The following is a 15,428-nucleotide window of genomic DNA, read 5'->3' as shown; positions in this document are numbered from 1 at the left end:
GAGGGTCACCCGGCCTTCAGCGAAGAGGCGCGCCACGTTGTTCATGACAGGCCAAGCTCGTTGTCGATGAATTCCAGAACCTGATCGGGGGACGCGACCTGGAGCCGCTCCACCGCGTCGGTGTCGTCGGAGGGCGTGCACATCGCCTTCCACTTCGAGAGCAGGGTCTCCAGCCGTGCCGTGACCACCCCGGTCTCCATGTCCTCCACGACCACCGCGGACAGGCTGTTCTCCAGCCTGAGCAGCTCGTTGAGGAGGGGGTGGGGTGTCCCGGGGCCGGGGTCCTCGGTGCGGGAGTCCCCCGGTGCCAGCTGCTGTCGCAGGTGTTCGGCGAGCACGGTGGCTTCCGGATGGTCGAAGACGAGGGCGGCGGGCAGCCGCAGTCCGGTGGCGGCGGCGAGCCGGTTGCGCAGTTCGACGGCGGTCAGCGAGTCGAAGCCGAGGTCCTTGAACGACGCGTCGGCGTGGACGACGGAGGCGTCGGCGTGTCCCAGGACGGTGGCGGCGTGGGTCCGCACGAGGTTGAGCAGCAGCCGGTGCTGTTCGGAGGACGGCAACCCGGTCAGCCGCGCTCCCCAGTCGGTGGGCGGACCTCCGGCGGCCGCGGTCGGCCGGACCCGTCGGCCGCCGCCGGTGGCCGCGAGGGCCCGCAGGGGCGCGGGCAGGGAGGTGGCGGCCTGGGCAGCCAGTGCCCTGGTGTCGAGGTTGAGCGCCAGCAGATGGGGGTGGCCGTGCTGGTGCGCGGCGTCCAGCAGGGCCAGGCCCTCAGCGGTGCTGTTGGCCTGGATGCCGAGGCGGCCGATCCGGGCCAGGTCGGTGTCGGCGAGCCGTGCGGTGAGCCCGCTGGTGTCCGCCCACAGGCCCCATGCCACCGACTGTCCCGGCAGTCCCAGGGCCTGGCGGTGGGCGGCCAGACCGTCGCAGTAGGCGTTGGCCGCGGCGTAGTTGGCCTGCCCCGGGGTGCCCAGGTCGGAGGCGAAGGAGGAGAACATCACGAACATCCCCAGCCGCAGGTGTGCGGTGGCGGTGTGCAGATGGGCCGCCGCCCCGGCCTTGGCGGCCCAGGCCCGCTCCAGTCGCCCGGGGTTCTGGGAGGGCAGCATGGCGTCGTCCACGACACCCGCGGCGTGGATCACACCCGTCAGCGGATGGGCCGGGTCGATGTCCGCGACCAGGGCGTGCAGCGCGGTGGCGTCGGTGATGTCCAGCGGCTCGACACGGACCGACGCGCCCAGGTCGGTGAGGCGCTGGGCCAGCTCCCGGGCGCCCGGGGCGTCGGGGCCGCTGCGGCTGACCAGCAGCAGATGCCGGATGTCCCCCGTGCGGACGAGGTGTTCTGCGACATGGCCGCCGAGGGTGCCGGTACCACCGGTGATCAGAACGGTGCCACCGGGGTCCACCGGCGCGGGAACATCCAGCACCAGCTTGCCCGTATGCCTGGCCTGACTCAGATACCGCAGCGCCTCCCGCGCCCGCCCGAGCGGCCACGAACGCACCGGAAGCGGCTCCAGCACCCCCGCCTCGAACAACCGCACCAACTCAGCCAGCATCCGGCCGATCAGCTCAGGTCCGGCGTCCGCGATCAGGTCGTAGGGGAGGTAGCGCAGACCGGGGTGGTCGTGTGCGGGGTCGCGGAGGTCGGTCTTGCCCATCTCCAGGAAGCGACCGCCCTCCCCCAGCAGCCGCAACGAGGCGTCGATGAACTCACCCGCCAGACTGTTCAACACCACATCCACACCACGACCACCGGTCGCCGCACGCACCGAATCCTCGAAACCCAGATCCCGGGACGACGCCCGATGCGCCGCATCCACCCCCAACGACTCCAACACCCCATGCTTACCGGGACTCGCCGTCGCAAAGACCTCCGCACCCAGATGACGCGCAATCCCCACCGCCGCCATCCCCACACCACCAGCACCCGCATGAATCAACACCGACTCACCCGAGCCCAACCCACCCAACTCCACCAACCCATACCAAGCCGTCAAGAACACCACCGGCACCCCAGCCGCCCGCCGGAAACCCCACCCACACGGAATCGGCACCACGGTGCGCGCGTCCGCGACGGCCACCGTTGCGAAGGCGCCCTCGAAGAGGCCCATGACCCGGTCGCCGACGGCGAGACCGGTGACCCCCGGTCCCACCTCCCGCACCACACCCGCGCCCTCGCTGCCACCGAACTCCGCGCCACCGGGGTACATCCCCAGCACGATCAGCGCGTCGCGGAAGTTGACGCCCGCGGCGTGGACATCGATGCGCACCTGTCCCGGGCCCAGGGGCTCCAGCGCCTCCGGACAGACCACCGGGCGGACGCTGTCCACCGTCGCGGTGCCCTCGGCCGCCAGGCGCCACGCCGGCGCTCCCACCGGGGGGACGAGGCCGGAGGTGCCCGCGGCGCGGACGAACCGGGGCACCAGCACCCGGCCGTCGCGCAGCGCGAGCTGTGATTCGTCCAGCTCCAGGGCCCGTGCCACACCGTCGGCGAGGAGACCGGCTCCCGACGCCCCGTCGTGGACGGTGTCATCCGGGTCCAGGTCGAGCAGCAGGAAGCGGCCCGGGTTCTCCGTCTGCGCGCTGCGGACCAGCCCCCAGAGCGCGGCTCCGGCCACGTCCACGGACGCGGGCGCCTCGCCCGTGAGGATGCCGGTGGTGACGGCGCCACGGGTGGCGACCACCAAGGTGGCCTCGGCCAGACGTGGTTCGGCAAGCCAGCCCTGGAGCAGGGCGAGCGTCCGCTCCGCGGAGGCCAGTCCCCCGGCCGCCAGATCGCTCGCGCCGCTCTCGTCCGGACCGGCCGGATACGCCAGGACGGTGTCCGGGGTGGCCGCACCGTCGTCGAGTGCGCGGACCAGAGCCGCCAGATCCGGATGGCGGGCCGCGGTGGGCATCATCATCGGTGTCCCGGTCCCCAGCACCGCCCAGTCGGCGGGGCGCGCCGGGCCGCTGTCGTCCGGAGTGGCCGGAACCGGCAGGGGTGTCCAGTCCAGGGCGAACAGCCCGTCCTTGCCGGACGGCCGGGCGTTGCCCAGCCGCGCGGGGTCGGCGGGCCGCAGCACCACCGCGTCGGCGCTCAGCACCGGGGCCCCCACGGCGTCCGCCACGCCGACGCGGACGGTCCGTTCACCGTCTCCGCCGGACTCGCCGGGTGACAGCCGGATCCGCGCCCGGGTGGCCCCGCCGGCCCACAGCGACACCCCGTTCCAGGTGAACGGCAGCCACACCCGGCCATCGGCCGTGCCGTCATGGTCCGCGGGCCGGCCGGTCAGAAGCACGGGGTGGAGCGCCGCGTCGAGCAGCGCGGGGTGGACGCCGAATCCCGACGGCTCCCCGGCCGCCTCCGGCAGTTCCACCTCGGCGAGCAGATCCGCCCCGTCGCGCCACACCGCGCGCAGGCCCCGGAAGGAGGGCCCGTACGCGTAGCCCGACGCCGCGACGCGCTCGTAGAAGTCCACCAGTTCGACGGGTTCCGCACCCGCGGGGGGCCATACGCCACCCTGCTCCGCCCCGGGCGCCGGTGTCCGGTCCGGCGGGCTCAGCACACCGTCGGCATGACACACCCATCCGGCGCCGGGGCCGGAGGGTTCATCGGGGCGGGAGTAGATCCGTATCTCGCGCCGTCCGTCGCCGGCCAGTTCACCGACGGCCACCTGGAGGCGGAGCCCGCCCGAGGGCGGGAGCACCAGCGGCACCTGGAGCGCCAGTTCCTCCACACCGCCGCCGCCCACCTCGTCGGCCGCGCGCAGGGCCCACTCGACCAGGGCCGTACCGGGGACCAGGACGGTGTCCGCGACGACATGGTCACCGAGCCAGCCGTGCGTCTGGGACGACAGCCTGCCGGTCAGCAATCCACCGCCGCCGTCGGCCAGTTCGACCGCGGCGCTCAGCAGCGGATGTCCGGCGGCGACGAGGCCGAGGTCCGCCGGGTCGGTGCCACGGTCGTTGAGCCCGTCCAGCCAGTACCGCTGGCGCTGGAAGGCGTAGGTGGGCAGGTCGACGGTACGGGGGTGCGGGTCGGCGGGGAAGAACGGTGTCCAGTCCACCTCCACCCCGGCAGTGAACGCCTGCGCCAGCGACTGTGCCAACTGCCGCGGGCCGCCTTCGTCACGGCGCAGCGTCGGTACCGTCACCGCTCGGATGTCGGCGTCCTCGAACGTCTCCTGCATCCCGACCGTCAGCACCGGATGGGTGCTGGCCTCGATGAACACCCGGTGGCCGTCGGCCAGCAGCTCCGCGACGGCGTCGGCGAAGCGTACGCGTTCACGCAGGTTGGTCACCCAGTAGGCGGTGTCCAGCACGGTGGTGTCGGCGCGGCCGCCGGTCACCGTTGAGTAGAACGCCACGTCGGAGGACAGCTTCGGGCGGATACCGCTCAGCAGGTCGTGCAGTTCGGCGGTGATCCGGTCGACCTGGGGGCTGTGGGAGGCGTAGTCCACCTCGATCAGCCGGGCCCGGTCGCCGTTCTCCTGGCATGCGGTGACCACGGCGACCACCCGCTCGGGCGGGCCCGACACCACCGTGGAAGACGGTCCGTTGACGGCCGCGATCCCGACACCGTCAGCCGTCTCGCCCAGTCCGGAGAGCAACTGGCCCGCCCGCCGTTGGCTGATCCCGAGCGAGGCCATCGCCCCGCCGCCGGCCAGTTTCCGCAGCGCCTGGCTGCGCAGCGCCACGATCCGCGCGCCGTCCTCCAGGGAGAGCGCGTCCGCCACCACCGCGGCGGCGATCTCGCCCTGGCTGTGGCCCACCACCGCTGCGGGCCGTACACCGTGTCCGGCCCAGACGGCGGCCAGCGACACCATCACCGCCCAGAGCACGGGCTGCACCACATCGACGCGGCCGAGATCCGCGGCGCCGTCGGCGCCCCGCAGCACCTCGGTCAGCGACCAGTCCACATAGGGGGCGAGGGCACGTTCGCAGTCGGCCACCCGCTCCGCGAACACCGGTGACGCCTCCAGCAGTCCGGCGCCCATGCCCACCCACTGCGACCCCTGTCCGGGGAACACCAGCACCGGGCCGGCATCGCCCGTGGTCGCGGGGGCTCCGGGAGCCGTCGCGCCGGGATGCGCGGTACCCGCCGCCAGCGCCTCCACCGCGGCCAGCAACTCCTCGCGGCCCTCCCCCACCACCACGGCCCGGTGCTCGAACACCGCACGTGTGGTGATCAGCGACCAGCCCACCTCGGAGGGCGAGACCGAGGTGTCCCCCGCCATCCGCCCGGCCAGCGCCGCCGCCTGGGCCCGCAGCGCCTCGGCGCTCCGTGCGGAGAGCACCCATGGGAGCACCCCGCCGGGGCACTCGCCCGCCGCCACCGGCTCGTCCGTCTCCGGGGCCTGCTCCAGGATCAGATGGGCGTTGGTGCCGGAGACACCGAAGGAGGAGACCGCGGCGCGGCGCGGCCGGTCCAGCGCGGGCCAGGCGCGGGGTTCGTCGAGGAGCCGGATACCGCTGCCGTCCCAGTCCACGTGCGGGGTGGGCTCGTCGAGGTGGAGGTTGGCGGGCAGCTCCTGGTGGCGCAGGGCCATCACCATCTTGATCACACCGGCGACACCGGCCGCGGCGTGGGTGTGGCCGATGTTGGACTTGAGCGAGCCGAGCAGCAGCGGGCGGTCGTCGGGCCGGTCCTGGCCGTAGGTGGCCATCAGCGCCTCGGCCTCGATCGGGTCGCCCAGTCTGGTGCCGGTGCCGTGTGCTTCGACGGCGTCCACGTCGCCGGGTCCCAGTCCGGCACTGGCGAGCGCCTGGCCGATGACGCGCTCCTGGGCGACGTCATTGGGCGCGGTGAGCCCGTTGCTGGCCCCGTCCTGGTTGATGGCCGAGCCCCGGATGACCGCGAGGACCCGGTGGCCGTTGCGCAGCGCGTCCGACAGCCGTTCCAGCACCACCAGGCCGACGCCCTCGGAGAAGCCGGTGCCGTCGGCGGTGGCGGCGAAGGACTTGCAGCGTCCGTCGGGGGCGAGTGCTCCCTGCCGGGTGAACTCGGTGAACATGACGGGGGTGGCGAGCGAGGTGACGCCACCGGCCAGCGCGAGGGTGCACTCGCCCTGCCGGAGCGCCTGGCAGCCCAGGTGCATGGCCACCAGGGAGGCCGAACATGCGGTGTCCACGGTCACCGCGGGCCCCTCGAGACCCAAGGTGTACGCGACTCGGCCGGAGATCACGCTGGTGAGGCTGCCGGTGGTGGCGTACCCCTCGAAGCCTTCCGGGATCCGTGGCGCACGGGCCAGATAGTCCTGGCTGGACACCCCGGCGTAGACACCGGTGCGGCTGCCCTTCAGCGCGTGGGGGTCGATCCCGGCCCGCTCCAGCGCTTCCCAGGCGGACTCCAGGACCAGCCTCTGCTGGGGGTCCATCGCCAGCGCCTCACGAGGGCTGATGCCGAAGAACGACGCGTCGAACCGGTCGGCCGCGACGAACCCGCCTTGGCGGACACAGCTGGTCCCGTAATGCTCCGGGTCGGGGTGGTAGAGGCCGTCGAGGTCCCAGCCGCGGTCCGTGGGGAAGTCGCCGATGGCGTCGACGCCCGCGACGAGCAGGTCCCACAGCTCCTCCGGGGAGGTGACCCCACCGGGGAAGCGGCAGGCCATGCCCACCACGGCCACCGGCTCCTGCGCACGCTCCTCCACCTCGCGCAACCGCAGCCGCGTGTCATGCAGATCGGCGGAGACGCGCTTGAGGTACGCGACGAGTTTCTCTTCGTTCGCCATGGGGGTCACCCGGCCTTCAGCGTTCGTGGCGCCCGGCACATTCAGGACACACCGAGTTCGTTGTCGATAAAGTCAAGGACCTGATCCGCGGACGCGGACTCCAGCCGTTCCGCGGCGCTCGGTCCGGCCTCGGAACGGTGGTGGGACGGGCTGGATCGCGCCGGTACGGTCACCGGTGCGGGGGACGTGGCGGAGCCGGGATCCCCGGGTGCGAGCCGCCCCACCAGGTGGTGCGCCACCCCCGCCGGGGTCGGATGGCGGAAGATGAGCGCCGCGGGCAGCCGCAGCGCGGTGGCGGCGGCGAGACGGTCGCGCAGTTCCACGGCGGTGAGGGATTCGAATCCCAGCTCCTTGAAGCTGGCGTCGGGATGCACGGCCTCGGCGTCGGTATGCCCCAGCACGGTGGCGGCGTGGTCCCGGACCAGTTGGAGGATCTGCCGGTACCGATCCGCAGCGGACAGCTCCGCCAGCCGGGCGGCCCAGTCGACGGTCCGGGCGCCGGTGGCGGCCGCGGTCCGCCGCCGCACGTTCGGGCCGCCGTCGGCGGTGGCCGCGGGACGCGGGGACGTGGTGTGCGGGGCCGTGGCCTCCAGCAGGCCGGGGTCGGCCGGGCGGATCACCAGCGCGTCGACGGTCAGCACCGGCGCCCCCACGGCGTCGGCGACGACCACGCGCAGCTCCCGGCCGCCGTCCGGACCGGGCGGTGGCGCGGTGAGCCGTACCCGTACGGTGGTCGCCCCGGCCGCCCACAGCGACACACCGCCGTAGGCGAACGGCAGCCACACCTGTTCCCCGTGCGCCTCGTCGGTGTCCAGTAGCAGCGGATGCAGCACGGCGTCCAGGAGCGCGGGGTGAATACCGAACTCCTCCGGCTTCCCGGCGGGTTCCGGCAGTTCCACCTCGGCGAACAGATCATGGCCGGAGCGCCACAGCGCACGCAGCCCCTGGAAGGCCGGGCCGTAGCCGTATCCCGCGGCGGCGAGACGGCGGTAGCATCCGTCGGTGTCCACCGGCGTTGCGTCCGGCGGCGGCCAGGCGCCGGCCGGCTGCGCCTCCGGGTCCTCGGGGACGGCCGGGCCCAGGAGACCCACCGCGTGGCACGTCCACTCGGCGTCAGGGGCTCCGGGGTGCGCCGCGTCCTCGGGGCAGCCGTACACGGCCACGTCATGGCGTCCGTCGTCGCCGCCCGGACCCACGACCACCTGGATCCGCAGTCCGCCGGTCGCGGGCCAGAGCATCGGCCGGCGCAGGGTGAGTTCCGCCAGTTCTCCGCAGCCGACCTCGTCGGCGGCCCGCAGCACCCACTCCACCAGCGCGGCCCCGGGCACCAGGGTCACCCCGGCCACCGTGTGGTCGCTCAGCCAGGGATGGGTCTGTGCCGAGAGACGGCCCGTCAGGACGTGGCCGCTGCCGTCGGCGAGCCGTACGGCGGCACCGAGCTGCGGATGTCCCACGGCGGTCAGTCCGAGACCGGCGGGATCACCGCCCCGGCCACCGGTGGTGTCGAGCCAGTAGCGCTCGCGCTGGAAGGCATAGGTGGGCAGGTCGACGGTGCACGGCGGCGGACCGGCCGGGAACGCGGCCGTCCAGTCCACGGTGGCCCCGGCGGTGAACGCCTGCGCCACCGACCGTATGAGCTGGACCGGGTCGCCGTGGTCACGGCGCAGGGTGGGCACCGCTGCGGCGTCGGTCCCGGTCTGTTCGAAGGTCTCGCGCATGCCCATGGTGAGCACCGGATGGGTACTGGCTTCGATGAACACCCGGTGCCCCGCGGCCAGCAGCGCCTCGACGGTGTCCGCGAACCGCACCTGCTCCCGGAGGTTGCGCACCCAGTACCCGGTGTCCAGCGCCTCGCCGTCGATCCGGCCGCCGGTCACGGTCGAGTAGAACGCCACCTCGTCGGCACCCGCGGAAAGGGGTTCGATCCCGGCCAGCAGCGCGGTGAGTTCACCGGTGATGCGGTCGACCTGGGGGCTGTGCGAGGCGTAGTCCACCTCGATCAGCCGGGCCCGCTCCCCGTTCTTCTGGCACTCCTCCACCACCACGGCCACCTGCCCGGGCGGGCCGGACACCACGAGGGACTCCGGTCCGTTGACGGCCGCCACCACCACCGTGTCCGCCCTGTCGCCGAGCCGGAGCAGCAGCTCGGCCGCCCGTTCCCGGCCGAGTCCGAGCGAGGCCATGGCGCCGTCGCCCGCGAGGCGCCGCAGTGCCCGGCTGCGCAGGGCCACGACACGTGCGGCGTCGTCCAGGGAGAGCGCGCCCGCCACCACGGCCGCCGCGATCTCGCCCTGGCTGTGGCCCACCACGGCCGCGGGGCGGACGCCGTGCGCGGCCCATACGGCGGCGAGGGACACCATCGCCGCCCAGAGCACCGGCTGGACGACATCGACCCGGCCGAGATCCGCGGCGCCCTCGCAGCCGCGCAGCACATCGGTCAACGACCAGTCCACATAGGGGCTCAGCGCCCGTTCGCACTCGGCCACCCGCTCCGCGAACACCGGAGACCCGTCGAGGAGCGCCGCGCCCATTCCCTGCCACTGTGAGCCCTGCCCGGGGAACACCAGGACCGGTCCCGCGCCGGTGTCGGTCCCGGCCCCGGGGTGGACGGCTCCGGGTCCCACCACGGCGGGGTGGTTCTCCTCCCCGGCCAGCGCTTCGAGGGCCGCGGACAGGGTGTCGCGGTCCTCGGCCACGAGGACGGCCCGGTGCTCGAACACCGAACGTGTGCCGATCAGGGACCAGCCGGTGTCCGCGGGGGACATCCCGGGCGTGGCGGCCAGATGGCCGGCCAGCGCGCGGGCCTGGCCGCGCAGGGCCTTCGCACTCCGCGCGGACAGCACCCACGGCACCGCACCGTGCGGTGCGCGCCCCGGCACGGGGGCCGTGGCGCCACCGGGACGCGCGGGCTCGGGGGCCTTGGCAGCGTCGGGACGCGCGGGCTCGGGGGCCTTGGCAGCGTCGGGACGCGCGGGCTCGGGGGCCTTGGCAGTGTCGGAGAGAGCGGGCTCGGGGGCCTGTTCCACGATCACATGCGCGTTGGTGCCGCTGATACCGAAGGACGACACGGCCGCCCGGCGCGCACGCTCGGTGTCCGGCCAGCCCACCGACTCGGTCAGCAGCCGCACCGCGCCGCTGTCCCATGCGACATGGGGGCTCGGCGCATCGATGTGCAGGGAGGCCGGAAGGGTGCCGTGGCGCAGCGCCAACACCATCTTGATGACACCGGCCACGCCCGCCGCGGCCTGGGTGTGGCCGATGTTCGACTTCAACGAGCCCAGCCACAGCGGGCGGTCCCCGGGCCGGTCCCGGCCGTAGGTGGCCAGCAGCGCCTGGGCCTCGATCGGGTCGCCGAGGGTGGTGCCCGTCCCGTGTGCCTCGACGGCGTCCACCTCGGACGGCTCGAGTCCGGCGGCGGCCAGGGCGGCGCGGATCACCCGCTGCTGGGAGGGGCCGTTCGGGGCGGTGAGCCCGTTGGAGGCACCGTCCTGGTTGACCGCGGAGCCCCGGATCAGCGCCAGCACCGGATGGCCGTGGCGCCGTGCGTCGGACAGCCGTTCCAGCAGGACCAGTCCCGCTCCCTCGGCCCAGCCGGTACCGTCGGCCGCCGCGGCGAAGGGTTTGCACCGTCCGTCCGGGGCGAGGCCGCGCTGTCGTGAGAAGCCGGTGAACATGCCCGGGGCGGCCATCACGGTGACCCCTCCGGCCAGGGCAAGCGAACAGTCGCCGCGCCGCAGCGACTGGGCGGCCAGGTGCAGGGCCACCAGCGAGGAGGAGCAGGCGGTGTCCACCGAGACCGCGGGGCCTTCGAGTCCGAAGGTGAAGGCCACCCGTCCGGACACCACGCTCGGGGTGCCTCCGGTGAGCAGATGGCCATCGAGACCCTTGGGCGCCTCGTGCAGCCGCGGGCCGTAGTCCTGGGGCATCACCCCGACGAACACCCCGGTCGGGCTGGCCTTGAGGTCGGTGGCGCGCAGCCCCGCCCGTTCGAACGCCTCCCACGCGGTCTCCAGCAGCAGCCGCTGCTGGGGGTCGGCAGCGAGTGCCTCGCGCGGGCTGATACCGAAGAACTCCGCGTCGAACCGCGCCGCGTCGTAGAGGAACCCGCCCTCGTGGGCGTAGCTGGTACCGGGACGGTCCGGGTCGGGGTCGAAGAGCGCGGCCAGGTCCCAGCCCCGGTCGCGGGGGAACTCCCCGATGGCGTCCGCCCCTTCGGACACCAGACGCCACAGCGCCTCCGGTGTGTCGGCACCGCCCGGGTAGCGGCAGCTCATGGCGACCACGGCGATGGGATCGTCATCGGGGTGCACGGTGGACGGGAGGTGGGCGGAGGCGGTGGACGGGGCGGCCGGTGCGGTGGCTTCGCGCAGATGCGCGGCGACGGCGAGGGGTGTGGGGTGGTCGAAGGTGAGGGTGGCGGTGAGGGGCAGACCGGTGGCGTCGGCGAGCCGTTCGCCGAGTTCGGTCGCGGCCAGCGAGTCGAAGCCCAGCTCCTTGAAGGTGAGTCCGGGGTCGACGGCGCGCGGGTCGGGGTGTCCCAGGACGGCGGCCACCTGGGTGCGGACGGTGTCCAGAAGGTCCGCGGTGCGCGCCGGGGCCGGGCCCGGGCCGGGCCGTGCGGCGTTCACCCCGGTGGCGGGCGGGAGGTCCGGGGCGGCCCCGCCCGTGGAGTCCGGCCAGTGGCGCTCGCGCTGGAAGGCGTAGGTCGGGAGGGCCACATGCCGGCGGGGCCGTTCGGCGAAGGCCCGCTCCCAGCGCACCTCGGCGCCGCGCACATACGCCTGGGCGAGAGCGGTGGCAAAGGTCCGTGGTTCGGAACGGTCGCGGCGCAGCACGGCGAGGGCGGCGGGGCGGGGCTGTCCGGGGGCCGTGCCGGGGTGGTCCGCGAGGCATTCGCGGGTCATGGCGGCGAGGAGGCCGTCGGGACCGAGTTCGACGAAGGTGGTGGCACCCGTGTCGCGGAGGGTGTGCACACCGTCCAGGAACCGGACCGCCTCACGGGCGTGCCGCGCCCAGTAGTCGGGCGAGGCGAGCTGCTCGGCGGTGGCGATCCGACCGGTCACGTTGGAGACGACGGGGATGGCCGGGGCGGCGAACGTCAGCCCGGCGGCCACCTCGCGCAGTTCGTCGAGGACGGCGTCCATATGGGGTGAGTGGAAGGCGTGGCTGACCTTGAGCCGATGCGCTTTGCGACCGCGGTCCCGCCAGGCTTCGGTGGCCCGGTGGACGGCGTCGCGGTCCCCGGAGACCACCACGGACGAGGGGCCGTTGACGGCGGCGATGGTGAGGCGGTCCGCCGCTCCGGCGAGCGCCTCGGTGGCCTCTTCCTCCGTCGCCTGCCACGCGGCCATCGCGCCGGGGGCCGTGACCGACTGCATGAGGCGGCCGCGGGCGGCGACCAGGGCGCAGGCGTCGGGCAGCGAGAGCACCCCGGCCACATGGGCGGCGGCGAGCTCGCCGACGGAGTGTCCCATCAGGCAGTCGGGACGCAGTCCCCAGCTCTCGGCCAGCCGGTACAGGGCCACTTCGATGGCGAACAGCGCGGGCTGGGTGTACGCGGTCCGGTCCAGCGCCGTGGTGTCCCGGTCGAACATCACCTCGCGCAGGGACAGGCCCAGATGGGGGTCCAGATGGGCGCACGTGTCTTCCAGGGCGGTGGCGAAGACGGGATGGGTCGTGTACAGCTCCCGGCCCATGGCGGCGCGCTGGCTGCCCTGGCCGCTGAAGAGCACGGCGAGTCCGCCGTCGGCCACCCGGCCCCGGATGAGCCCCGCGGTCTCGGTCTCCTGGGCGAGCGCGTCCAGTCCGCGGGACAGCGCGTCGGCGTCGTCCTCATCGCCGAGGACCACGGCGCGGTGGGCGAACGCGGTCCGGGTGGTGACCAGGGCGTGCCCGATGTCCTGCGGTGTGGCATGAGGGTGGTCGTCCCCGGCGAGGTGCTCCCGCAGCCGTACGGCCTGGGCGCGCAGGGCCGCGGGGCTCTTGGCGGAGAGCACCCAGGGCACGGGCCCCGCCGCGGCGGCGGGGTGGTGGCCGGTGGTTGCGGGGGCCGCACCGGACGGCTCGGCGAGGGCGGGAGCGGAGGCGACGGCCGGGGCGACGGCGGGGGCTTCGGCGGGGGCTTCGGCCAGCACCAGATGGCAGTTGGTCCCGCCCATGCCGAAGGAGCTGACGCCTGCGAGCAGTGGCCGGTCCGGACGGGGCCAGTCGGTGAGCGTGTCCTGGACCCGCAGTCCGAGGTCGGCCAGCGGTATGCGCGGATGGGGTGTGACGTAGTGGAGGCTGGGCGGGAGCTGCCGGTGACGGATGGCGAGGGCGGTCTTGAGCAGTCCGACGATTCCGGCGGCGCCCTCGAGGTGGCCGATGTTGGTCTTGGCGGAGCCGACGCGCAGCGCGGTGCCGTCGGTCCGGGCACCGTCGAAGGCGGCGCCGAGCGCGGTGGCTTCGACCGGATCGCCCACGGGGGTTCCGGTGCCGTGGAGTTCGACGTACTGGACGTCCGCGGGCGAGACACCCGCCCGCCGGTGCGCGGCGCGGATGACCTCTTCCTGGGCCCGCGGGCTGGGGGCGGTGAGACCTTCGGTGGAGCCGTCGTTGTTCACCGCGCCGGAGCGGATGACGCAGTGGATGTCGTCACCGTCGCGGAGGGCGGCGTCGAGTGGTTTGAGCAGGACGACACCGCCGCCCTCGCCCCGGACGAAGCCGTTGGCCCGGGCGTCGAAAGTGTGACAGCGGCCGTCCGGGGAGAGTCCGCCGAACTGGGCTGCGGCCGCCTCCATGCTGTCCTCGGTGAGGATGAGGTTGACCCCGCCGGCGAGGGCCAGGGTGCACTCCTGGCGGCGCAGGCTCTCGCACGCGGTGTGCACGGCCACCAGCGCGGAGGACTGTGCGGTGTCCACCGTGATGCTGGGGCCGCGCAGTCCGTATCCGTAGGAGACACGGTTGGCGATGATGCTGCGGTGCACCCCGGTCATCGCGTGTCGGGGGCGGGCGCCGGTGGTGTGCCCGCGCAACAGCGTCGCGTACTCGTCCCAGATGGCGCCCACGAACACACCGGTGGCACTGCCCTCCATCGCCCCGGGGCGGATTCCGGCGTCCTCGAACACCTCCCAGGCGAGTTCGAGCATCAGCCGCTGCTGGGGGTCCATGGTCACCGCTTCGCGCGGCGGAATGCCGAAGAAACCGGCGTCGAAGGTGTCGACGCGGTCCAGGAATCCACCGGACCAGGCCGTCCGAGGACGGCCCTGACCGGCGGTGGCCACGTCGGCGGCGGTGTCCCCGTCGTCGGAGGGGGCGCCGGTGCGGCGGCGGTCGGCGGGCATCGTGGTGATGGCGTCGCCGCCCTGTCGCAACAGCCGCCAGAACGCGGACGGGCTGGGCGACCCGGGCAGTCGGCAGGCCATGCCCACCACGGCGACGGGTTCCGCGGGCTGAGGTGTCCGGGTGGACGCGGCGCTATCCATCACACCGCTCGGGGCGCTGGGAAATGGTGTGTGTGTCCTTGGTCATGGGAGGCACTCCCGCTCCGGATTGATGATCGGTGCGAGCACATCGCCCATCCTGGGGCGCAGGTCTAAAGGCACACCAAAAAGATGGGCGGCCGGTCACTTTAGAGACGCGTTAACAGCACCCCGGATCATGACTTGACGGGTGGGCCCGTACCGGGCCCGTGATGGCCGACCGGAGCTTCCGAGAATCAGGAGGAGCCCATGACATCCCCCTCATCCGTACCGCCCGACGGCACGGTGTCGGACTACTACAGCACGCTCGGACCCCTGTTGCAGATGGCGTGGGACGACAACTTCCACTTCGGCTACTGGGATGGACCGTCAGACACCAGTTCGGTGGAGGAAGCCACGGACCGCTTCACCGATCTGCTCATCGAACGACTGCGAGTGGGCCCGGGAGACCGGGTACTGGACGCCGGCTGCGGTATCGGGAAACCCGCGATGCGGGTGGCGACCGCCACCGGCGCCAATGTCGTGGGCATCACGATCAGTGAGCTCCAGGTCAAACAGGCGACCGAATCCGCCCGGATCGAGCAGTTGTCCGATCGGGTGTCATTCCAATACGCCGATGCCATGGCCACGTCTTTTGACGATGCGTCATTCGACGCCGTACTCGCATTCGAGTCGATCAATCACATGGACCGGCCGACGGCGCTGCGGGAGATGGCCCGGCTGCTGCGGCCGGGAGGCCGGCTGGTGCTGACGGACGTGACGCCGCCGAGCGACGGCAGCTACCGGCCGGAGGACGATCCGAAGGTCGTCACCTCACTGACCCAACTGGCGGACTGGCCCGGCCTGATCAGCGACGCGGGGCTGACGCTCGATGAACTCACCGACGTCACCGAGCACACGAAGGACACCGCGAACCGCATGATCGACGGCATCATCCGCTGCCGCCGGGAGTTCGAGCAGCAGCACGGGGTCAGCGTCCAGGAAGTGCTCGACGCCGCCAAGTCGGCGCTGCCGACGGTGCCCAGCGCCGGATGCGCGATCGTGGTCGCCCACAAACCCTGACGGCACGGAATCCGACGTTTTTCCCAAACGTTCGGTAGGGGTACCGCCCCCCTGGTGTCAGGGATTACCCACCCCTCATCAGCGTCATGACAACCCTAGATCTCGTTGAAGGCGCTTGTCCCGGCCGTGGGGGGGGGGGGGGGGGGGGGGGGGGGGGCCCCAACAGGGGGTACCACAAAAACACGCCCCCCAGGTGGGG

The 15,428-nt window shown here is 73.3% G+C and carries 3 protein-coding genes; 1 reads left to right on the top strand and 2 read right to left on the bottom strand.

Annotation, left to right across the window (positions count from 1 at the left end; translation table 11 throughout):
• Nucleotides 1–41: 41 nt before the first annotated feature.
• Nucleotides 42–6,707, bottom strand: a complete 6,666-nt coding sequence (locus tag NMK44_RS25200) for a type I polyketide synthase (protein WP_254746931.1) — start codon at nucleotides 6,705–6,707, stop codon at nucleotides 42–44.
• 41 nt (nucleotides 6,708–6,748) lie between these two features.
• Nucleotides 6,749–14,170, bottom strand: coding sequence for a type I polyketide synthase (locus NMK44_RS25195; protein WP_254746929.1), 7,422 nt, complete (start codon nucleotides 14,168–14,170; stop codon nucleotides 6,749–6,751).
• A gap of 246 nt (nucleotides 14,171–14,416) precedes the next feature.
• Here NMK44_RS25195 and NMK44_RS25190 point away from each other — a divergent pair, with 246 nt between their 5' ends.
• Entirely contained in the window at nucleotides 14,417–15,229 is an 813-nt protein-coding gene (locus NMK44_RS25190) for an SAM-dependent methyltransferase (protein WP_254746927.1), read from the top strand.
• The last annotated feature ends 199 nt before the right edge of the window (nucleotides 15,230–15,428 follow it).

Source organism: Streptomyces cucumeris (assembly GCF_024295805.1).
Taxonomy (GTDB): Bacteria; Actinomycetota; Actinomycetes; order Streptomycetales; family Streptomycetaceae; genus Streptomyces; species Streptomyces cucumeris.
Note: the sequence above shows the minus strand (reverse complement) of the source record. Positions and strands in the feature narration are given on the sequence as shown.

Excerpts from the sequence above, each read along its gene's own strand:
- NMK44_RS25200 (WP_254746931.1), bottom strand. The coding sequence starts at position 6,707 with ATGGCGAACGAAGAGAAACTCGTCGCGTACCTCAAGCGCGTCTCCGCC.
- NMK44_RS25190 (WP_254746927.1), top strand. The coding sequence starts at position 14,417 with ATGACATCCCCCTCATCCGTACCGCCCGACGGCACGGTGTCGGACTAC.
- NMK44_RS25195 (WP_254746929.1), bottom strand. The coding sequence starts at position 14,170 with ATGGATAGCGCCGCGTCCACCCGGACACCTCAGCCCGCGGAACCCGTC.